Source organism: Rhodococcus sp. FW305-130 (genome assembly GCF_058788335.1).
The window spans coordinates 444,043-463,734 of record NZ_JBYTAP010000003.1 but is presented as its reverse complement, the minus strand read 5'-3'; the positions used below and the strand labels follow the sequence as shown (position 1 = coordinate 463,734).

The 19,692-nt window shown below is 62.0% G+C and carries 18 protein-coding genes, 1 tRNA gene and 1 riboswitch; of the genes, 8 read left to right on the top strand and 11 right to left on the bottom strand.

The window, feature by feature from the left end; translation table 11 throughout:
• Window positions 1-22 precede the first annotated feature (22 nt).
• The 6 genes from menC to AC3WQS_RS12105 all read right to left on the bottom strand — a co-directional run bounded on the left by menC (window position 23) and on the right by AC3WQS_RS12105 (window position 6,537).
• Entirely contained in the window at window positions 23-1,138 is a 1,116-nt protein-coding gene (gene menC, locus AC3WQS_RS12130; RefSeq protein ID WP_492713390.1) for an o-succinylbenzoate synthase, read from the bottom strand.
• A complete protein-coding gene (locus AC3WQS_RS12125) occupies window positions 1,135-2,073 on the bottom strand; it encodes a GNAT family N-acetyltransferase (protein ID WP_003945514.1) in 939 nt (312 codons plus the stop codon). The genes menC and AC3WQS_RS12125 overlap by 4 nt, the downstream gene beginning before the upstream one ends.
• A 2-nt stretch (window positions 2,074-2,075) precedes the next feature.
• Window positions 2,076-3,170, bottom strand: coding sequence for a M20 family metallopeptidase (locus AC3WQS_RS12120; protein WP_492713391.1), 1,095 nt, complete (start codon window positions 3,168-3,170; stop codon window positions 2,076-2,078).
• A 160-nt stretch (window positions 3,171-3,330) separates the two neighbouring features.
• Window positions 3,331-4,188: a tryptophan 2,3-dioxygenase gene (locus tag AC3WQS_RS12115; RefSeq protein ID WP_019747028.1), complete on the bottom strand. Its 858-nt coding sequence runs from the start codon at window positions 4,186-4,188 to the stop codon at window positions 3,331-3,333.
• 14 nt (window positions 4,189-4,202) lie between these two features.
• Entirely contained in the window at window positions 4,203-5,483 is a 1,281-nt protein-coding gene (locus AC3WQS_RS12110) for an MFS transporter (RefSeq protein WP_492713392.1), read from the bottom strand.
• A gap of 208 nt (window positions 5,484-5,691) precedes the next feature.
• Window positions 5,692-6,537, bottom strand: a complete 846-nt coding sequence (locus AC3WQS_RS12105; protein ID WP_446696384.1) for a M55 family metallopeptidase — start codon at window positions 6,535-6,537, stop codon at window positions 5,692-5,694.
• 203 nt (window positions 6,538-6,740) lie between these two features.
• On the opposite strand from AC3WQS_RS12105, the gene AC3WQS_RS12100 reads away from it, so the two are divergent.
• Window positions 6,741-8,216 carry an amidohydrolase family protein gene (locus tag AC3WQS_RS12100; RefSeq protein WP_290287165.1) on the top strand — a complete coding sequence of 492 codons (1,476 nt, stop codon included), beginning with the start codon at window positions 6,741-6,743 and terminating at the stop codon, window positions 8,214-8,216.
• Between the two features lie 86 nt (window positions 8,217-8,302).
• A complete protein-coding gene (locus AC3WQS_RS12095; RefSeq protein WP_492713393.1) occupies window positions 8,303-9,574 on the top strand; it encodes an alanine racemase in 1,272 nt (423 codons plus the stop codon).
• Window positions 9,575-9,598: 24 nt separating this feature from the next.
• Here the strand turns inward: AC3WQS_RS12095 and AC3WQS_RS12090 are convergent, their stop codons facing one another.
• Together AC3WQS_RS12090 and AC3WQS_RS12085 are read right to left on the bottom strand one after the other, a co-directional pair.
• Entirely contained in the window at window positions 9,599-11,050 is a 1,452-nt protein-coding gene (locus tag AC3WQS_RS12090; protein ID WP_283567163.1) for a sensor histidine kinase, read from the bottom strand.
• Window positions 11,047-11,763: a response regulator transcription factor gene (locus tag AC3WQS_RS12085; RefSeq protein ID WP_007734368.1), complete on the bottom strand. Its 717-nt coding sequence runs from the start codon at window positions 11,761-11,763 to the stop codon at window positions 11,047-11,049. The genes AC3WQS_RS12090 and AC3WQS_RS12085 overlap by 4 nt, the downstream gene beginning before the upstream one ends.
• Window positions 11,764-11,910: 147 nt before the next feature.
• Here AC3WQS_RS12085 and AC3WQS_RS12080 point away from each other — a divergent pair, with 147 nt between their 5' ends.
• The 5 genes from AC3WQS_RS12080 (at window position 11,911) to AC3WQS_RS12060 (ending at window position 16,248) form a co-directional block, all read left to right on the top strand.
• Entirely contained in the window at window positions 11,911-12,411 is a 501-nt protein-coding gene (locus AC3WQS_RS12080) for a hypothetical protein (RefSeq protein WP_492713394.1), read from the top strand.
• The gene (locus tag AC3WQS_RS12075) at window positions 12,398-13,672 is read left to right on the top strand and encodes a hypothetical protein (RefSeq protein WP_084326889.1); all 1,275 of its coding nucleotides are present in this window, start codon (window positions 12,398-12,400) and stop codon (window positions 13,670-13,672) included. Before AC3WQS_RS12080 ends, AC3WQS_RS12075 begins: the two co-directional genes overlap by 14 nt.
• Window positions 13,673-13,715: 43 nt before the next feature.
• Window positions 13,716-13,781, top strand: a riboswitch (guanidine-III (ykkC-III) riboswitch).
• A 14-nt stretch (window positions 13,782-13,795) separates the two neighbouring features.
• Window positions 13,796-14,110 carry a DMT family transporter gene (locus tag AC3WQS_RS12070; protein ID WP_020906330.1) on the top strand — a complete coding sequence of 105 codons (315 nt, stop codon included), beginning with the start codon at window positions 13,796-13,798 and terminating at the stop codon, window positions 14,108-14,110.
• A 47-nt stretch (window positions 14,111-14,157) separates the two neighbouring features.
• Entirely contained in the window at window positions 14,158-14,973 is an 816-nt protein-coding gene (locus tag AC3WQS_RS12065; RefSeq protein WP_446696386.1) for an ABC transporter, read from the top strand.
• Between the two features lie 477 nt (window positions 14,974-15,450).
• Entirely contained in the window at window positions 15,451-16,248 is a 798-nt protein-coding gene (locus tag AC3WQS_RS12060) for a GAF and ANTAR domain-containing protein (protein ID WP_020968516.1), read from the top strand.
• A gap of 72 nt (window positions 16,249-16,320) precedes the next feature.
• Here the strand turns inward: AC3WQS_RS12060 and AC3WQS_RS12055 are convergent.
• A tRNA-Thr gene (locus AC3WQS_RS12055) sits at window positions 16,321-16,392 on the bottom strand.
• A 122-nt stretch (window positions 16,393-16,514) separates the two neighbouring features.
• Here AC3WQS_RS12055 and AC3WQS_RS12050 point away from each other — a divergent pair.
• On the top strand, window positions 16,515-17,942 hold the full coding sequence (locus tag AC3WQS_RS12050) for a threonine/serine exporter family protein (protein WP_019747016.1): 1,428 nt from the start codon (window positions 16,515-16,517) through the stop codon (window positions 17,940-17,942).
• Between the two features lie 83 nt (window positions 17,943-18,025).
• On the opposite strand, the gene AC3WQS_RS12045 is transcribed toward AC3WQS_RS12050, so the two are convergent.
• Window positions 18,026-18,274: an MbtH family protein gene (locus AC3WQS_RS12045; protein WP_003945538.1), complete on the bottom strand. Its 249-nt coding sequence runs from the start codon at window positions 18,272-18,274 to the stop codon at window positions 18,026-18,028.
• On the bottom strand, window positions 18,271-19,617 hold the full coding sequence (locus tag AC3WQS_RS12040) for a lysine N(6)-hydroxylase/L-ornithine N(5)-oxygenase family protein (protein WP_019747015.1): 1,347 nt from the start codon (window positions 19,615-19,617) through the stop codon (window positions 18,271-18,273). The genes AC3WQS_RS12045 and AC3WQS_RS12040 overlap by 4 nt, the downstream gene beginning before the upstream one ends.
• Between the last annotated feature and the right edge of the window lie 75 nt (window positions 19,618-19,692).

Here is a 19,692-nt window from a genome sequence, read left to right as displayed (position 1 = left end):
CGAAGTGTGTCATAGTGATTCGTCAAAGCCGATCCATGCCGATCCATTCGACCGACGTGGTGATTGCTTCGAGCAGGTCAGGGATCGGTTCGACGCCGATGCCCGGCCCTTCCGGAACCTTCACGTAACCGTTGTCGAGTACGAACGGCTCGGTGATGTCTTCGGCGAAGTACCGGTCGGAAGCCGACGTATCGCCTGGTAGGACAAATCCGGGGAGCGCGGCAAGGGCGACGTTGGCAGCCCTGCCGATTCCGGTCTCGAGCATTCCGCCGCACCACACGGCAATTCCGTTGGCCTTGCAGACGTCGTGGATACGACGCGATTCCAGATAACCGCCCACACGTCCCGGTTTGATGTTCACCACGCTGCACGCACCGATTGCCAGAGCGTCGGCGGTGACCTTCGCGGAGGTGATCGACTCGTCGAGGCAGACCGGCGTGCGCATCATCTCGGCCAGCCTGGCGTGGCCACGCAGTTCCTCTTCGGGAAGCGGCTGCTCGATCAGCAGGAGGTCGAAGTCGTCGAGCCGCTGGAGATGGCGCGCGTCAGCCAGGGTGTACGCCGTGTTCGCGTCGACCTGGAGGAGTACGTCGTCGCCGAACCTCTCGCGGACTGCGCGAACCGGCTCGATGTCCCAGCCCGGTTCGATCTTCAGTTTGATGCGCAGGTATCCGGCCTCGAGGAACCCGCCTACCTCTTCGAGCAGTTCGTCGATCGAATTCTTGATACCCACCGAAACACCCGCAGGTACGCGATCGACTACTGCACCCAGGTACGAAGACATGCTCGTCCCGGCGGCCCGTAACTCGGCGTCGAGAAATGCGGTTTCCAGTGCCGCTTTGGCCATGGGGTGTCCGGCGAACTGTTCCATCGCCGCGCTCAGGGCATGCACGTCGGGATCGGTGAGTTCGCCCAGAGACGAAATCAGGAACTTACGAAGGACTTCGGCGGCGCCGTCCGTGTATTCGGAGCAGTAGCGAGGCTCGGACATCGCAACGCACTCGCCCCAGCCCGCCGACTCCGAGGTGACCACCTTGACGAACAACACGTCCTTGGTGGTCTCCGTGCCGAACGAGGTTCGGAACGGCGCCTTCAACGGCATTGCTGCCCGGCGTAATTCAACTCCGTCGATCTTCACGATGTAACCTCCGCTGTTGTCCTGCCTGCCTGTGTTCCCGGCGCACGGTCCAGTACATATTTTCCGGTCCTGGTGACTGCGAGAACCACTCCGTTCTCGGCGAGCACACCCCCGAGAGTCTCGCGGACTGCCAGGCGCCAGTCGTTCGCTGCCGCCGGGTCCGACTTACGCAGTGTGTACACGTCATTCGGTGTAGCCACCGTGACGAATCGATTCTTGGTCGACTTCAACACGGGCAGGCCGGCTTCGGAGATCGACAACAGTTCGCTCGCTCCCAACGACTCGGGAGTCGGGACCTCTCCCGAACCGGCGACGACGTCGGAAACCTTGCTGCTACCGATTTCCCAGTCGATCAGCAATCGGTCGCTGTCTGCGCCGCCGTTGAGACTGTCGTTCATCGGCGCGTAGAAACGCGGCAGATACTGGATCGGGAACGCACCGAGTTTCGAGACGTTGAAGTAGGCATTGCGAGCGACGAGCGGGTCGAAAGTCCACCGCACGTGGAGAATTCCTCGTTCCAGTGCCCACGCTCGCTGGAACAGTTTCAACGCGAGGCCGATGTGCCCGTTCTGCACGTTCGGCAGGATCCCCGTGATGTGTGAATGCAACGAACGATGTTGCGGTTCCTCGAAGAATGCAACCGAGCCGCCGATCAGATCTCCGCCACGAAAAGCGCCGGCGACGTAGTTACCGGAGTGCGCGAGCGCTTTCATCATGTCCCGATGGACGGGAGGGTTGCCGCTCTCCGGCTGCCATACCTTCTCGAACAGACCGAATACCTGTTCCAACTCGGCATGCCCGGTGACGGTTTCGATAGTCACACATGCAAGCAGAGCGGCTTGCTCGGCCTGGCTGATTGCTTGCCGCATCCGTGAAGGCGATACACCTCCGAATGGTTGAACGGTCTTGCGTTGGACATTGTTCGGCGACGTCATCGTCACAGTCCTCCCTCCAGGATTCGAGTCACCAGACCGGCCAACAAGGTGGCGCGCGGGATCATCTGATCTATCTCTACGTGTTCTGTCGCTGCGTGGGCACCACCGCCGACGGCACCGAGGCCGTCCAACGTGGGAGTTCCGACTGCGGCAGTGAAATTTCCGTCCGACGCACCGCCGACTGCGCAGTCGCGAAGCATTCCCAACCCGCTCTCACTGCTGACCTGGTGAGCGAGAAAGTACAGCTTCTCCGAAGACACTGATTCCAGTGGCCCACGGTTGGGTCCTCCGGACACCGAAATTCGACTTTCGGCCAGCGCCGGTGTCAGCGCACGGATCGAACGATCGATGCGTTCCTGTTCCTTCACGGACCACATGCGAACGTCACACCACAGTTGTGCTTGCGCTGCAACGGTATTGGTCGTGGTTCCGCCACTGATCACGGACGGCACCACCGACGTTCCCGCCGCCGGGTCCGCGAGCTCCACCACGGCCTGAATCTGATGTGCGAGCTCAACTACGGCGTTCACGCCTCGCTCCGGTTCCAGTCCGGCATGTGCAGCGCGTCCCTCGATGTCGACGCAGTACAGCGACATACCCTTGCGCGCGGTCTTCACCGCGCCGTCGGCGGCGGCCTCGAGGACCAGCACAGCGTCGACCTGACGGGCTTGCTTCTCGATCAGTGCGCGCGAAGTCGGGGAGCCGATTTCCTCGTCGGAATTGAGGAGCACGACCACCCCGTCGAGCGACGGAAGCGATGCGAGCGCATGGAAGAGCTGGACGATGCCGGCCTTCATGTCGAAGACTCCGGGTCCGGTGGCGATGTTGTCGGTGACCGACCAGGGCAACTCCGCGAGCGTTCCGAGCGGCCAGACGGTGTCGAAATGGCCCAGGAGCATCACCTTCGGCTCCGCGCCGAACGACCAACGCAAGTGCTGGCGTCCGTCGATACGGATACGTTCGGGGGCGCTTCCGAGATGGCGTTCGCCGATGTCGGCCACCACGTCCGCACATGCATCGACTGCGCCGAGGTCGGAACTGGGCGACTCGGCGGTTACCAGCGCCGCCAGGTCTGCCACCATTGATTTCTTGTCCACTCCGACGCTCTCCTGTCACCGACTTGCAACTTCGCAGTCAAGCTTGGCCGAAGCGACCCTGTCGGATCTTGTCCAAGACTCCTGTCCTTCGGGCTCGGATTCGTCGTGCGTCACGAACAGCTGGGTGTGACAAGCAACTGTGTGTCATCAAGCAGGTGTGTCAGGTACCGATCTCTGTTCGGGCGGCAAACAGCTCGGGGAAGAAGCTCAACTCCAGCGCACGTTGCAGGAACCCGGCACCACCACTCGAACCGCCGGTCCCCTTCTTCATGCCGATCACCCGCAGCACGGTCCGAAGATGCCGGAACCGCCACAGCTGAAAGCTCTCCTCGAGGTCGACCAACTCCTCGAATGCCTCGTACGCCGTCCAGTGCTGTTCGACGTTCTCGTAGATTGCCTTGACCAGCGGAATCAGCTCGTCGTTTCGCACGTAGGGCGCGCTGACGTCTCGTTCGAGAGCCGACGCCGGAACGTCGTAACCCTGCCTGGACAGGTACCGCCAGAACTCGTCGTACAGCGTCGGCTCTCCGAGCAGGGTCTCCAACAATCGATGGGCGGACGGATCCGATTCGAACACCTTCAGCATGCCGGCGTTCTTGTTTCCGAGCACGAATTCCACGGCGCGGTACTGGTACGACTGGAACCCCGACGAGTTGCCGAGAACGCCCCTGAACTCCGCATACTCCGCCGGCGTCAGTGTCGCCAACACGGACCACTGTTCGGTCAGAGTGGCCTGGATGTGTTTGACGCGTGCGATCCGCTTGAATGCGACCCGAATGTCGTCGGCAGCGATCGCTGCTCTGGCCGCCCGTATCTCGTGGAGAAACAGCTTGAGCCACAACTCGCTGGTCTGGTGCTGAATGATGAACAAGAGTTCGTCGTGGTGTTCCGGCTCGCTCACCGGATGCTGCGAATCCAGGAGGGTATCGAGTCCGAGGTAGGCCCCGTAACTCATCTTCTCGGAAAAATCGGTGACGACGTCGTCTTCGATCTTTCGTGTGCCGTCCGTTGCCGACATCTTCAGTCTCCTTCTCAGAATTTCGCCGGGGTCTGCGGAACGATCATGGCCACCAATGCGGCAGCGCTCGTCGCTCCGACCAGGACTCCGAATGCAGCCATGTACGAGAACTGGTCCACCATCCATCCCATCACGAGCGGGGTGATGAAACCGGCGAACTGACCACAACCGTTGATCAAACCCATTCCGGAACCGAGGAATTCGGAAGGAAGTGCCCGCAACGGCATCGCGAAGATCGACATCGAACACAGACCGCTGATGCCTAGAGCCAACGTCTCGTAGAACGTGAACATCGCGACGGTGTCAGCGGTGGTCATCAGGAACAACAGGACTGCCGACGTGGCCATACACGGAACCAGAAGAATCCGAGCCCGGTCGTGGAAGTACTTGTCCACCAACCGCCCGCCCACAATCGTTGCCAGCGCCGTGACGATGAAAGGGATCGCGGCAAAGATTCCCGTGTCGATCAGCGAGAGTCCCTTGTCGTTGAGCAGATAACTCGGCACCCAGGTCATCAGACCGTACGCGGACATGTTGGCCAGGCAGAACAGAATTGCGAACTTCCACACCGACGCGGACTTGAACACCGCGGCGCGAGAGTGCTCGCTCGCCAGAGGTTGCAGCGCAGCCTCAGGATCTTCCGAGATGTCCGTGTCCAACGGTGCCGGCAGCACCAACCACACCACCGTGCCGATCACAGCGCCGACGATCGCCACCAGCCAGAACGCGTCACGCCACCCCACGGCCATGAGGACCGGCGCGATGATCAGCGGTGCGACGCCGGGGCCGAGGTTGTTGGCGCCGAGCATGAAACCCATCGCGGTCGCTCTGGTTTTCGGACGCGTCCGCTCAGCCAAAGCCTTGAACGACGCCGCCGGAAAGAGCCCCTGGCTGATGCCGAACATCGCACGCATGACCATCAGCGAGATGAGACCCCACGCGAACCCTGTCAACGCGGTGAACACCGACCACAGGATCAAGGCGACGATCAACAGTGGCCTGGGTCCGAAACGGTCGGCCAACATTCCGCCGGGGACCTGCCCGAGCATGTAGAAGATCGCGAAGACCGAAACCACACCACCCAACTGCGTACTGCTGAGCGAGAATTCGTCGCCGATCATCGGAAGCGCAAGCCCGATCATGACGCGATCCACCATGTCGATCAACCAGATAGTACTGAGCAGCCCCACCGTAACGGTGGTTGTGCGACGAATCGACTTGTTGTCCAACATGTTTCGAACCGAACCGCCGGTCCCCCGCAATGGTTCTTCCACTGTGACGTGTTCCGCCTTCATCAAGCCTCCCGAATTGTCTTGTGCCGCATGGACTAGAACATTGAAAAGACTGATGAAGTGTGACAGCGAACACGTCTACCGCATTGGTCCGTTTCACCAATACCTGAAGCAACGTTTGGTCGGTCGGAACATGTTCTGCCCCAGGAGATGACAAATGCCGCCGACGCACACGGCGTCGGCGGCATTTCGCGATAGAGTCGCTACTTCATCACGTGCGATTGGCGACTGCCACGATCGTCGAGACGCCTGCGGCTGCAAGCCGAGCATTGACAGTGATCAGGCCGAGAATGTCGTCGACGCTGCCGAGTGTGTGCGAAATCGTACGATCCGAAATCCGTCGTGAGCCGGGAACAGCCTCGGCGAGTTCAGCTCCCGTAGTGGTGGGGTGAACGATCTCGAGGGTCCACTCGTCACGCAGCTCGACCGGCTTCAGCGTGTCGGCCTTGCGCACTGCGCGCTCGGCGCCTGCTCGGATCTGCTCGCACGCCAGCGACGGCGGCAGCGAATTGGTTGCCGACCATCCGTGTGCCTTCTTGACCTCGACGGTCTCGGTTGTCGGCGAGGCCGCGTCCACCAAGCCACAGATGATGTCGTCACCCGTCACGAGACCGACGGGAACGCCCTGGGTGGCAGCGTAGAGGGTGTTGACGTCGGTCTCGGAGACGGACTTGCCGTCGAGGCGGACGTCGGCGAACAAACTCGAGAACGTGTGCGCCAAGACGCCGGGTCCACCAGCTGGTGCGTGATAGCCGACAAACAGGGCGACGTCGTGATCCGACGTCATTCCTTCAGCCATGCACTGCATCTTCGGTGATCCGAAGATCAGGCGCGCCCGTGGATCCAGATCGGCGTGAAGCAGGTTGTCCATCGTTCCGTGGCTGTCGTTGACCAGGACACTCGTCGCACCGGCGTCGAACGCACCGGCGATCGCAGCATTGGTCTCGGCGGTCATGAGCATCTGCGCACGGTGGTAGCCGCCACCGCCGCGGATCGTCTGATCGAGCGTCGCGATACCCGCGATACCCTCCATGTCCACCGAAATATAGGCGTGCATTCCTGTCCTCCATCGATCTCAATCGGCTGAATTGATAACTTCGCTTTCACCTTCACACTCGACTGCATTCGTTTCTTGTCCGGTCGAACGGTGAGTCGGCCTCCATTTGGGACGTTCACACCAGAATCCGATACCTGAGCCGTGAAACCATCGGGACATTCGCCGGGCCAGGCGGTTCGACCAACGACAGGAGTGCAGCGCTGATGCAGGTCCACGACATCGTGTTCACCGGCGGCCGCGTCGTCGATCCCGCATCGGGGACCGACGAGGTTCGGGGCATCGCGATCACCGACGGCAAGGTCTCGGCGTGGGGTCACGACGCGATCGAGGCTCGGCAGACGATCGACGTGACCGGTCAGGTGATCTGCCCCGGATTCATCGACCTGCACAGCCACGGACAGGAAATCGCCGAGCAGCGACTTCAGGCGTTGGACGGAGTGACGACGGCCCTCGAACTGGAGGCAGGCGTCATTCCTGTTGCGAAGGCATATGCGCGTGCCGGTGCCGAGGGGCGCCCGATCAACTACGGCTACGCGACGTCGTGGGCGCACGCACGCATGATCGAACTCTCGGGCGCCGATCCCGATGGCGACATCAGGACTCTCTTGCACCATGTCGGTTCCCCGAGCTGGCAGGGCGAACCCACTGCCTCCCAGCGCGCCCACATTCTCGAACTCCTCGAAAACGATCTCGCTGCAGGCGCTCTCGGCATCGGCGTGGTGGTCGGATACGCCCCGAAATCCGATCCGGCCGAGTACCTGCAGGTAGCGGATCTCGCGGCCCGAGCCGGAGTTCCCACTTACACCCATGCGCGCCCACTCATCTCGGCCGATCCGTCGAGCCCGGTGGACGGCGCCGTCGAAATCGCCCGTGCAGCAGCCGAAACCGGCGCGCACATGCACTACTGCCACGTCAACAGCACCTCGGGAATGCACGTCGACCATGCACTGTCCGTGGTGGCTCAGGTCCAGGCAGCCGGATCTCGCGTCACGACAGAGGCGTATCCGTACGGGTCAGGCTCGACGGCCGTCGGAGCTGCGTTTCTCGATCCAGACAAGCTGCATCTGATGAATCTGACACCACGATCGCTGACTTTCGTGCCCACCGGTGAACGTATCGCGGACCGCAAGCAGCTGGAACATCTTCGGGCAACCGACCCCGGCGGACTGGTGTTGGTGGAGTTCCTCGACGAGAACGACACCGTGCAGCGCGAGTTCCTCGAACGCGCGATGACCTTCGACCGTGCCGCCATCGCGAGCGACGCGATGCCGCTGACCTGGCCAGGCCGTACCGCTGCCGATGCGTTGCAGTGGCCATTGCCGGAGAAGGCACTCGGCCATCCCCGCGGCGCCGGCACCTATGCACGTGCGATTCGTACGCTGTACCGCGAGCGTCAACTGCTGTCGCTGTCGGAGATCATCGCGCGCTGCTCGTTGATCCCCGCGCAGATTCTGGAGGAGTCGGTTCCCTCGATGGCGACGAAAGGTCGGATCAGCCCCGGTAGCGACGCGGACATCCTCGTTTTCGACCCCGAGCGAATCACCGACAACGCCACCTACATCGACGGCACCCGTCCCTCCACCGGAATCAGCCTCGTGCTGGTCGGCGGCGTACCCGTCGTCGAAGGCGGTGCCGTGGTCCAGGACGCGTTGCCCGGTCGCCCGGTACGCCGCTCATAGCCGGATCTCGTTCTGACCTGCATAGTTCTGACAGAAAGTCACCACACATGAACACATCGTCTGCAATCAACGGCACAATCGATGCCATGACGGATTTCGCGAACCCCCCGATCGGTTGGCAGCACAAGGCATTCGGCACCGACCTCCAAGGCCGCGACGGCTCCGACCTGGAGCCACTGGGGATCTCTGCGCTCGACGGCAACCTCCTGCTACCCGTGATGACACTCGATCGTGCAGCGATCGCGCACAATGTCGACCTCATGGCGCAGTTCTGCTCCGATCACGATGTGGATCTGGCGCCACACGCGAAGACCACGATGAGCCCCGAACTGGTTCGTCGGCAACTCGACGCCGGGGCTTGGGCGATGACGGCGGCAACCGTTGCGCAGGCACGCATTCTGCGTGAGTTCGGTGTGGACACCATCATCATCGCCAGCCAGGTTCTCGATCCCGCCGGCATTCGGTGGATCTGCGACGCCCAGGCCACCGACCCCGATTTCTTCGTCACCACCCTCGTGGACTCGGTCGAGAGCGTCCGCCTGATGGAACAGTTGATCGCGAAAGTCTCACCAGCCAGCCGTATCCGGGTTCTCGTCGAACTCGGCTACGACAGCGGACGCGCGGGCGCTCGCACTGTCGAGCAAGCACTCGACGTCGCACGCGCAGCATCGCAGGCACCTTCGTTGATTCTCACCGGAGTCGAGGGGTTCGAGGGCATGATGCCCGGAGCCTCGGTAGCAGCCCGCCGTATCTCCGTCGATTCGTATCTCAAATCCGCGCGGGTTTTCACGGAAATCTGTGTTGCCGAGAACCTGTTCGAGAACAACTCCGCGAAGGCTCCCCGGCCACTGGTCACTTTCGGCGGCAGTGCATTTCACGATCTCGTTGTACGCGAACTGGCCGGACGGTGGGCACTCGACAACGGTGTACGCGTCGTGCTGCGCAGCGGTTGCTACATCACTCACGATCACGGTCTCTATGCCGAGACTTCGCCATGGGCAGACGGACCACGAACTCTGCAGGGAGCCGCAGAGGTCTGGGGCGTAGTGCTCTCAATACCTGAACCCGGACGGGTGATCCTGGGCTTCGGCCGCCGCGATGTCGGTTCCGACGCAGGCTTTCCCATAGTCCTGTGGCGCCGACGCGACGGATCCAACCGACCAGCGCGAGAACTGACCATCACCGCGCTCAACGACCAGCACGCGTACGTCGACGTTCCGGCTGACTTCGACGTGAAGGTCGGCGATCTGCTCGGTTGCGGAATCTCGCATCCCTGCACCACGTTCGACAAGTGGTCACTGATTCCCGAGGTCGATTCGGATTACCGCGTCGTCGGCACGGTGCACACCTACTTCTGAGGGGCCGGTTGCGGTAATCCGGCGTCAGTCGTCCTTCGGGTCACGCGGCAATTCGACGCGGAACGTCGTCCCCTGCCCGAGGGAGGTCTCGACGCTGACGGTTCCGTCGTGCGCTGCAACCAAAGCCGAAACGATGGACAGGCCGAGACCGGCGCCCCCGGTCTCACGGGTGCGAGAGGTGTCGGCGCGGTAGAAACGCTCGAAGATCCGCGCGGCATCCTCGTCACTCAAACCCTGACCGGTATCCGAAACCTCGACCACCGCGGAGTTCTCGGTCGTACCGACACGAACGGTGACCTGCGCATCCGGCGGAGTGTGTTTGATCGCGTTGCCCACCAGATTGGCAACTACCTGACGCAGCCTGGCCTCGTCACCCTGCACTTCGGGCAGGCCTGGGCCGCCGGTCATCTGAAGTTCGACAGTTCGATCCGGTGCGATCGCTCGTGCCGCCTGTACCGAATCCGCCGCAACTGCAAGCAGATCCACTGGCTTGTTCTCGAGTGGACGCTGTTCGTCGAGTCTTGCCAGCATGAGAAGATCTTCGACCAGAAGTCCCATCCTCGACGCCTCGCCCTCGATCCGGTTCATTAGCGTTTCCGTATCCGTCATGGCGCCTTGGCGATACAACTCGGCGAACCCACGAATAGTCGTCAAGGGTGTGCGCAACTCGTGGCTCGCGTCGCCGACAAACCTACGCATCTTCTCCTCGGAACGCCGTGCTGATTCCTCCGAAGCCTCGGTCGCGGCAAATGCGTGTTGAATCTGCGCGAGCATTCCGTTGAGCGCCACCGACAATCGGCCGACCTCGGTGCGGTCGTCACGCTCCGGGACCCGTCGATGAAGGTCGCCGGCGGCAATGGCAGCGGCAGTTTCCTCAACCTCGACCAGCGGACGAAGGCTCCGACGAACCACGAAATACGCTCCGCCGCCGAGGATCAGCAGGACAACCAGGCCGATGCCGAGTTGCAGGCCGACCAGGTCGTCGACGGTCTGTTCGATATCCGTCAGTCGCACACCGATAGTCGTGGTCGTGTTTTCGCGAACCGTCGTGAGAACTCGCCAGTTCACGTCCGAACCGTCGCTCGATCCGACGGTGATCGGGCCGTTGGTGGAATCTTTCGACAGGTCGGGTTCGGTTGTCGTCGACTTGTCGTTGAGAGTGAACACCTTCCCGTCCGGGGTCACCGTCCGAACGAAGAAGGGACTGGGCGGACGAGTTTGCGGACCGACATCGCTGGGTGGCTGCAAATCTCTGGTGTGCGGCTTTGCCCAGCCGTCGACCGCCTCGTACAGCGTTTTGTCGGTTCGCTGGGTCAGTGAATTCTCGAGAGCAGAAGTGACCGCGACGCCAGACGCCAACAGACCCAGCGCCGCCAACACCAGCAAGGCCGCAACCAGGGTGAAGCGCAGCGGCAGTGAATGGAGACGGAAACGACCCCGCTTCGGAAGCTGATCGTTTTCCGCGGCGGCGATCATTGCCGCGGTTCACGCATCACGTAGCCGACCCCACGCAATGTGTGAATCAGCGGTGTCTCCCCCGTATCCACCTTGCGCCGCAGGTAGGACACGTAGGACTCGACAACTCCGACCTCCCCGCCGAAGTCGTAGTTCCAGACGTGGTCGAGAATTCGAGGCTTACTGAGAACCGTCCCGGCATTGACCATGAAGTATCGGAGCAGTGTGAACTCGGTGGGTGAGAGTGCAACCAACTCGCCCTTCTTCCAGACCTCGCGGGTGTCGTCGTCGAGTTCGATGTCGGCGAACTTCACCCGCGGCGACTGCTCCGGTGCGACCCCGCGGCCGGCGCGGCGCAGGATGACCCGCAACCTCGTCACGACCTCTTCGAGGCTGAACGGCTTGGTCACGTAGTCGTCCGCGCCGAGGGTCAGGCCGCTGATCTTGTCGTCGAGCGAATCCTTCGCCGTCAGAAACAGGACCGGTGCGTCCACACCGTCGGCACGGAGGCGTCGAAGCAGACCGAAGCCGTCCATCCCGGGCATCATGACGTCGAGAACAATCGCGTCGGGACGGAATGTCCGCGCGACGTCCAGGCCTTGGGCTCCGCTCGAAGCAGTTGCCACCTCGAAGCCCTGGAATCGGAGGCTCACGGAGAGCAACTCCACGATGGTGGGTTCGTCGTCGACGACGAGGATGCGGGCTTCGGGGGTCTTGTCGGTCACGAGAACCATCTTCTCCCCTGCCACTGGATTCTCGCTGTATGTTCCCTGGGAGCTTCCTGTGAACGGCTGAGTGCAGGTGAAAAGCCGGGTGCAGGTGAAAAGCTGGGGTACAGGCGAAAAGCTGGGGTACAGGCCCACGAACCGGAAGGATGCGGCATGTCACTTCCTCCACTGTGGAACATGGAATGCTTGACCTGGCGTATTCCTCTGTTCACCAACAACTCCGATCCCGGCGAGGATCCCGGCTTCGCGCCACCGGAGTCTTGGGCACAAGCCCTCGCGGCTGTAGCCCAAGATCTGCGTTGCCTGCGATTCGGAGCTGAAGTTGTTGTCGATCGTCTGATCTGGGAATTTCCGATCAACAGCGACTACAACGTCACGATCGGCTGGCAAGGCGCACGTGACATCGGCGGATTCAGCCACTTCAACGCACTGTCGATGGATACTGCATTCGCGGACGCTGCGGTGTGGGTCGCCGATATCGTTCAGACCAAATTGGCCGGCTACGACTTCGTTCAGTGGCCGAGCCGAGGGCGCCATCTGCTTGTTCCTCGACTTCGAGACGGGGAACCAGTGTGGATGGATCCGCACGGCGATGCGACGATCAGTCGTATCGGCGAGTTGTGCAAAAATTCGACGAATTATGCAGCAACGTAGCCCAGTTCAAATCGCACAGCTCTACGGTTCGGTGGCGTCCGCGCTGGTCGGCGGTGTGGTGGCCGCGTACGCAGTGGCCGAGTCTCGAGTTGACGACTTCTCGTTCTCCGACGACGGCCTCACCTCGGTGGTGATCACACCGCAGTGGGCGGGAGCAACTGCCGCTGTGGTTGCGGCGGTCGGTGTTGCGCTACTACATCGCTGGGGACGTGGCGGACTCGCGAGTGTCTTCGCTGCAGTTGGCGCCCTAGTCATCGCGTTACCAGCATTCGTCCCTGTCTCCGCCTCGATATCGGTGACCCTGAACGCAATGGGAGCCGGCACTTTCCTCGCGGCGGCGGCATATCCGACGAAGAGTCACCGCGCAGCACAAATTGCTCTCGCACTCGGGGTGACCGCGACGACCCTGTACTTCGGCGGCGCAGACTTGTGGCGCGATCGCGTCGCCAGGTGGTCGCTCGCACTTCCGGGCGATACCTACCCCGTGCCGTCCACGGTTCCCGTCTGGATACTGCTCGCTGCAACCCTTCTGGTAGCCGGAGTCGCCTTGGCCGCACGATCAGGTCAAGAGACGGACGACGTCGACACACGCCTGGTGACTTTGGGAGTTGTTCTGCCCCTGGCATTCACGGCCCTGTATGCGTGGTTGGGCTCGACGTCGACATCGCCTGGGTCCTGGGTGACGGCGGTGGTGATCGCGGTTGCCGTTACCGTCGCACTGGCTTGGCGTTTGCCGCAACACGACGCCCGCTTCATACTCGCCGGACTCGCAATCGGCGCGGTTTCGATCAGCTCGATTTCCTTTTCATCCGACTGGACTTGGGCGGTGCCCGCGGTGGGTGCTGCCCTGGCGCTGGGCGTCGCCGTCGGCTGGAAAAGACCGATGCCCCAACTCGGGCTGGGACTCCTTGCCGTGACCACACTCTCGGGATTGCTGGATGCCGCCCTGACCACGGTTGCCTACGTCTTCGTCCTCCCCCTTGCGCTGGGACTGGCCGTCGCGTCATGCATGCCTGTTGCCGTCGGAGCAGTCGCGAGCGGGTCCGTACTTCCCTTCACTCTTACCTTGTTCTCGGTTTCAGCGACCTTCCTGGACCCTGTCTCGCAGGAATTCGGGTGGTCGACCGCTCCGCTCGAGGAACACGGACCGGCCGCCGTGACCACGCCGATTCCTTTGACTGTTCTCGCTGCGACGGCGACGATCGTGGTGGCCATGTCGACCATCCATCTGAAGAGAGTTCGAACGGCTTTGGTGACCTAAATCGCCAGCTGATCGGGTCGGAACGCAGAATTCTGTTGCTATGGTTGGGTGGTCAACGACGACATCCGGACGAGCGCACCGTACCCGGCCAGCGAAAAGACGGTGCCTTGGGAGTTGTTCACCATGGCATGGATCGTGCTCGTCATTTCCGGACTTTTCGAAGCTGTCTGGGCTACCGCGCTGGGTAAGTCCGACGGATTCAGCAAGATGTCACCCACCGTTGTCTTCATCCTCGGCCTGATCGTCAGTATGGCCGGCCTCGCGTATGCAATGCGCACCCTTCCCATCGGAACTGCGTACGCGGTCTGGGTCGGCATCGGCGCCGCCCTGACCGTCGGATACGCGATGATCACCGGCGCGGAGTCCACGTCGGTCGTCAAGATTCTGCTGATCCTCGGCATCGTCGGTTGTGTGGTCGGTCTGAAGGTCCTTCACTGACCGGCGATCCTGATGAGTGTTTGTGTGTTACCGGTTACAGTTAACGCATGAAACTGCTGGAGATGCTCACGCTTCCCCTACGCGCGGGCATTGCAGCCGCAGAGATCAGTTTGGGTATCGCCGAGCTGACGGTGGCTACCGTCCGTATCGCCGTCGGTAATACCGGTGCCGTGACGGCGGGTGCTGCAGGCCTGGCCAGCCCCCGCGGACCCATGCAGATGATCCAGCAGTTGTCATCGCTTACTGCAGACGATCGGCCCATCGGGCAGGCCTTGGCCCCCGGTGGGCCGCTCGATCGCCTTCTCTCACCCGGCGGCCCGGTCGACAAACTGACTGCACCCGACGGCACTCTCGAACGACTTCTCGCTCCCGGCGGACCACTCGAAAGACTTCTTGCTCCCGGCGGACCGTTGGATCGGGTGCTCGCCGAGAACGGCGCTTTGGAACGGTTGCTCGCCCCGGACGGTCTCCTCGACCGAATGATGGCGGAGGACGGTCCGCTGGAACGCCTGACCGCACAGGACGGTGCCGTCGAACGCCTGACTGCCAAGGACGGTGTCATCGATCGCGCACTGGCCGAGAACGGCATCCTCGAAACACTCTTGGCGGAGAACGGCGCCTTCGAACGGCTCATCGCCGAAGGCGGCCCGCTTGACCAGATCGTTGCACTGTCCGATACCTTGACTTCGCTCGCCCCCAACCTCGAGAGAATGAGCGCCAGCGTCGAGGTACTGCAGGAAACAGTCGGAATCCTCAGTGCTGCAGTCGGTCCACTCGGAGAACTGGCCGGCAAGCTTCCCAATCGCTGGCTCAAGAGCAAGGGCGAACGCCCAGGGCCGGACCTTCCGATCGAATCGGCATAACAAACGGTTACTCGCCGATTACGCGGTCAGTTGTTGATCACGATGTTGAGATTGATGATGATTCCGCCGAAAGTCAGAATCGTGTTGGCCAAGCCAACGGTCATTCCACTGTTCAGAGCCGCGATCAGTCCGTTCATCGTCGTATCCCCTTCACTGTCTGCGGGTTACGCGTACAAGATTGTGCGCTGGCGCTGACAATAGGCCAAGTTCGCGACCTGCGCGCCATTGCGGAGAAAACTTGTACCGCGGTCGCAGTTTCCGCGTTAACTGTTGCAGGACAACGCAATTCCATTCTCGGCGGACTACCCGCAAATGACTGAACCAAACATCACGATTAGGCATACGTATCCCACCCGCATAACCGTCTGCCCCACCAGACACTTGTCCACCCAAACAGAGTGCACAACAGTTAGTCCGGTGCAACAATAAGACGAATCGGACATGCCTGCGACGTGATGGGGAAGGGTGGTTGAGACAATGACGGCGCCGCGCATTGCCAGAGAACACCGCGGCCCTACCGGGGGCCGAAATTCCGCGTCGCAGGACAGCCTGGACGCCGCCTCGGACGCCCTGCAATCGCTGTACGCGCACCTCGATCCACATGCCCAGGCCGAGCAATTTCTCGAACAGGTCTGCAAACACGCCGTCGATCTCATCGCCGACGCCGACATGGCCGGAATAACCATCGGCGGTTCGGATTCGACATTCCGAACCGTAGCCGCCACCCACCAACTCGTTCGCACCGTCGACTCGATCCAATTCCGACTGGACTACGGACCGAGTGTGACGTCGTCACGCACGGGCACGGTTGTACGTGCGCATGCCAGCGAAGCCCACAGCCGGTGGCCTCAATTCGCAAGCGCGGCAAAAGCAGTCGGCGCCGTCAGCTTTCTGTCGATGCCATTGCCCGGTAGAGATCGCCCACTGGGAACCCTCAATCTCTACAGCCATGACCTCCGAGGTTTCACCGGCGCCGACGTGGCATTGCTCCAACTGTTCGCCGTCACCTCGTCCTACGCGCTGCACAGCTCGCAGCGCCTCGACATCGCCAGAAAGCACGCGATGGACCTCGAGCGTGCACTCGAATCGAGAGGCGTCATCGAACAAGCCAAGGGCATCATCATGGGCACCCACCGCGTCGACGCCGACCGCGCCTTCCGCATCCTCATACAGGACTCACAGCGCAGCAACGTCAAACTGCGAGTGATCGCCCAGCAGTACATCGACGGCGCGATCGATCCGCGCCAGGCCACGAACAAGCCTGAGACCAACTGAACCCGGCAAACACAGTAATTCGGCAAACACAGAGGCACCCACCAGAATCTTGGTGAGTGCCTCTACTTTCGGAGCCTCCTGTCGGGATTGAACCGACGACCTTTCGCTTACAAGGCGAGTGCTCTACCACTGAGCTAAGGAGGCGAAGACCGACGCGTTGCCGCGACTGACTTTGCGGAGCCATCATATCCAAGCCGTCACGGTGGCCGCGCCCGGGTCACGTTAGATAGCGTGGGCCCCATGCGCAACTCCCACTCCGCCCCCTGATGGCGAAATTCACCGAAGCACTCACACGCCTGACGGGAAACCGCCAAGCCACCGTCGACACGGTCACGTCGGCTCCCGCGCCGCTACAACCGATCGACCTCACCGACGACGCCGTCGTCGCAGAAGTTCTGGACCTGGCGGTTCGGGTCGGCGAAGTCCTCCTCGCCTCCGGGACCGCGGCCATGGACACGGCGGAGCAGGTGCAGTTCATCGCCGCCACCTACGGCCTTGCTCAGTGTGACGTCGACGTCACTTACAACTCGATTGTGCTCTCTGCCTATCGCGGCCCGACGCGACCGCCGGCGAGCACGATGCGCATCGTCCACTACCGCTCGATGGACTTCACGCGACTGGCGGCTGTCGACCGTCTGACGCGTCGTATCCGCCGTGAGGCGATCACACCGGACCAAGCGCACGACGCACTCACAGCCATCACGACGGCGCCGCACCCGTACAACCGATGGACCGCAACCATGGCCTGGGCAGCGATGGCGGCTTCGGTCTCCGTCCTGCTCGGCGGCGGGTTCCTCGTTGCCACAGTCGCGTTTCTGACGACGATGGTGATCGATCGGGTCAACCGCGTACTGAACCGGTTCGGATTACCGTTCTTCTTCCAGCAGGTTGTCGGTGGTCTCATCGCGGCTGCGCCCGCCGCGACGCTCTATACCTTTCAAGATCAGCTGGGGATCAGTATCCGGCCGTCGCTGGTGATCGCGGCCGGCGTGGTCGTCTTGCTGTCGGGGCTGTCGCTGGTGGGCTCGGTCCAGGACGCGATCATGGGTGCGCCCATCACGGCCGTCGCGCGATTCTTCGAAGTGGTGATGATGACGGGCGGCATCATCGCGGGCGTCGCGATCTCGTTGCGAATGACCGGGATGTTGGGTTCGACGCTTCCACCGATCAACGTGGAAGTATCGACCATCACGCAGTTGCCGATCCTGATGCTCTCCGGCGCGTGTGCGTCGGTCTTCTACGCTCTTGCCTGCTACGCCGAGCGGCGTGCACTCACCGCGGCATTCCTGGGCGGCGCGGCCGGCAGCGGTGTGTCGATCTTCGTGCAAACACTCGACGTCGGCCCCGTGATCGCCGCAGCGATCGCGGCGACCGTCGTCGGTCTTGCCGGTGGTCTGATGGCTCGCCGCGCCCTGACGCCTCCGCTGGTCGTCGCGGTCGCAGGCATCACTCCCCTACTCCCCGGTCTGTCGCTGTACCGAGGCCTGTACGCGCTGCTCAACGACCAGGTACTGATCGGTCTGACTGCTTTGCTGTCGGCATTCGGTATCGGCTGCGCCCTGGCTGCTGGCGTGACGCTCGGCGAATGGGGAGCACGAACACTGCGTCGTCCACGAATCCTGATGCGCGTGGACTCGCTACGCCGACCGATGGTCCGCAAGCGCAAACGCCGCGTTCCCGTCACCGAGAAGTAAGAGAGATTCAAGCAGAAAGAGCTGGGCACCTGACGGTGCCCAGCTCTTTCGGTTCACTCGGGGGTTTCCGAGCAGTGAGAGAATCAGCTCTCGACTGCGTGCTTTCCGCCGGCAGCCTGATCAGCTTCCATTGCCTCGCGCAGGCTCTTCGGACGCATGTCGGTCCAGTTCGCCTCGACGTATTCGAGGCACGCCTTGCGGCTGTCTTCACCGAACACCACGCGCCAGCCGGCGGGGACCTCGGAAAACGTGGGCCACAGCGAGTGCTGGTCCTCGTCGTTCACCAGCACGTAGAAGCGGCCGTCTTCGTCATCGAAAGGGTTAGTGCTCATCTCGCCTCACTCGTTACGTACGTGTCTTGTGCGCCCAGACTAGCAAGCGCACCAGTTCGGTTCTGGTGGCTCAGCACCGACGCCAGAATCTCCCCCGCCCGCACTGCCACGTTCGACAGCAGCGACGACGTCAATCCGTGAGTCTGTTCTGTCCCACCCTGCAGATAGATACCGCCTGTCACGTCCTCCGTTACAGCCAGTCGATAATCCCGACTGACGTTACGCGGAACGGACGAATCCGGCACGAGTTCACCCAACAAATTGTCCAGCGGCGCCGGGGTGAAACCCGTGGCCAGAATGAGTGCGTCGCACGACAGCGTGTCGGTCAAGCCGTCGAGGTTGCTGCGGACGGCCAGTTCGATGCCGGATTCGGTCTCCACGGCACTCGTGATCTCCGAGGCCCGACGCATGAACAGTCGCCGCGGCCCGCGAACCATCTCCTGATACTCGGTGGCATAGAGCTTGTTGATCAGTTCGATGTCGACGACCGAGTAATTGGTACTGCGGTGCAGATCGAGAAGTCGACGTCGTTCCGCGGCGTCGGCGCCGTGCAGCTGATCGACGGCTTCGGGATCGAAGATGCGATTTGCGTACGGGCTGTCGTCTGCCGGGCTGTAGCCGTAGCGGGCAAAAACACTGTGGACTTCGGCGTTCGGGTAGTTCGCGTGCAGGTAGTCGACGATCTCCGCGGCACTCTGACCGGCACCGAGAACAACGAACCGGTTGTGCACGGGCTCAGGCATTGCTTCGAGGTGGAAGAGGAACTGGTGGTTGTGGAAGCACCGGGACGACGGCGTTGCCCACTCCGGGATCCGCTCTTTCAATCCGGCGCCGACGACGATGTTGCGGGCGATCACCGTTTCACCGTCGGCTGTGCGAACCGCAAAGCGATCGACAACGCCGTCGGAGTTCTTGATGCCCTCGACCCCGTCGACGGTTGTACCGAACTGCACATCCGCGTCGACTCGTCGAGCTGCCCAGCACAGGTAGTCGTTGAACTCGTGGCGCGTGGGAAAGAAGGTCTGGTGGTTGACGAAGTCGACCAGCCGCCCCTGCTCGAACAGATACGAGAAGAAGCTGTATCCGCTCTGTGGGTTACGGAACGTCACCAGGTCCTTCGGAAACGCGATCTGCATCGTGGCACCGTCGAGCAGCATCCCGGGATGCCACGCGAACTGAGACTGCTTTTCGAAGAACCGCGCATTCACCCGATCAACGGCTGCACAATTTGCATTGTGTTCTTCGACAGCGATGGCCAACGCGAGGTTGGCCGGACCGAACCCGACGCCGACGATGTCGACCACGGCGGGTTCGGCGCTGGAGTCTCTCGGTGATTCACTCATTACAGGTAGTCCATCCCCGACGGGACGACCTGATAAGGTCGCCAATCGATGTCCCGAAGTAAGTAGCAAAGGCTA

Excerpts from the sequence above, each read along its gene's own strand:
- AC3WQS_RS12105 (WP_446696384.1), bottom strand. The coding sequence starts at position 6,537 with ATGCACGCCTATATTTCGGTGGACATGGAGGGTATCGCGGGTATCGCG.
- AC3WQS_RS12080 (WP_492713394.1), top strand. The coding sequence starts at position 11,911 with ATGTCACTTCCTCCACTGTGGAACATGGAATGCTTGACCTGGCGTATT.
- AC3WQS_RS12040 (WP_019747015.1), bottom strand. The coding sequence starts at position 19,617 with ATGAGTGAATCACCGAGAGACTCCAGCGCCGAACCCGCCGTGGTCGAC.
- AC3WQS_RS12085 (WP_007734368.1), bottom strand. The coding sequence starts at position 11,763 with ATGGTTCTCGTGACCGACAAGACCCCCGAAGCCCGCATCCTCGTCGTC.
- AC3WQS_RS12090 (WP_283567163.1), bottom strand. The coding sequence starts at position 11,050 with ATGATCGCCGCCGCGGAAAACGATCAGCTTCCGAAGCGGGGTCGTTTC.
- AC3WQS_RS12095 (WP_492713393.1), top strand. The coding sequence starts at position 8,303 with ATGACGGATTTCGCGAACCCCCCGATCGGTTGGCAGCACAAGGCATTC.
- AC3WQS_RS12100 (WP_290287165.1), top strand. The coding sequence starts at position 6,741 with ATGCAGGTCCACGACATCGTGTTCACCGGCGGCCGCGTCGTCGATCCC.
- AC3WQS_RS12110 (WP_492713392.1), bottom strand. The coding sequence starts at position 5,483 with ATGAAGGCGGAACACGTCACAGTGGAAGAACCATTGCGGGGGACCGGC.
- AC3WQS_RS12075 (WP_084326889.1), top strand. The coding sequence starts at position 12,398 with ATGCAGCAACGTAGCCCAGTTCAAATCGCACAGCTCTACGGTTCGGTG.
- AC3WQS_RS12050 (WP_019747016.1), top strand. The coding sequence starts at position 16,515 with ATGGCGAAATTCACCGAAGCACTCACACGCCTGACGGGAAACCGCCAA.
- AC3WQS_RS12045 (WP_003945538.1), bottom strand. The coding sequence starts at position 18,274 with ATGAGCACTAACCCTTTCGATGACGAAGACGGCCGCTTCTACGTGCTG.
- AC3WQS_RS12070 (WP_020906330.1), top strand. The coding sequence starts at position 13,796 with ATGGCATGGATCGTGCTCGTCATTTCCGGACTTTTCGAAGCTGTCTGG.
- AC3WQS_RS12115 (WP_019747028.1), bottom strand. The coding sequence starts at position 4,188 with ATGTCGGCAACGGACGGCACACGAAAGATCGAAGACGACGTCGTCACC.
- AC3WQS_RS12065 (WP_446696386.1), top strand. The coding sequence starts at position 14,158 with ATGAAACTGCTGGAGATGCTCACGCTTCCCCTACGCGCGGGCATTGCA.
- AC3WQS_RS12060 (WP_020968516.1), top strand. The coding sequence starts at position 15,451 with ATGACGGCGCCGCGCATTGCCAGAGAACACCGCGGCCCTACCGGGGGC.
- AC3WQS_RS12125 (WP_003945514.1), bottom strand. The coding sequence starts at position 2,073 with ATGACGTCGCCGAACAATGTCCAACGCAAGACCGTTCAACCATTCGGA.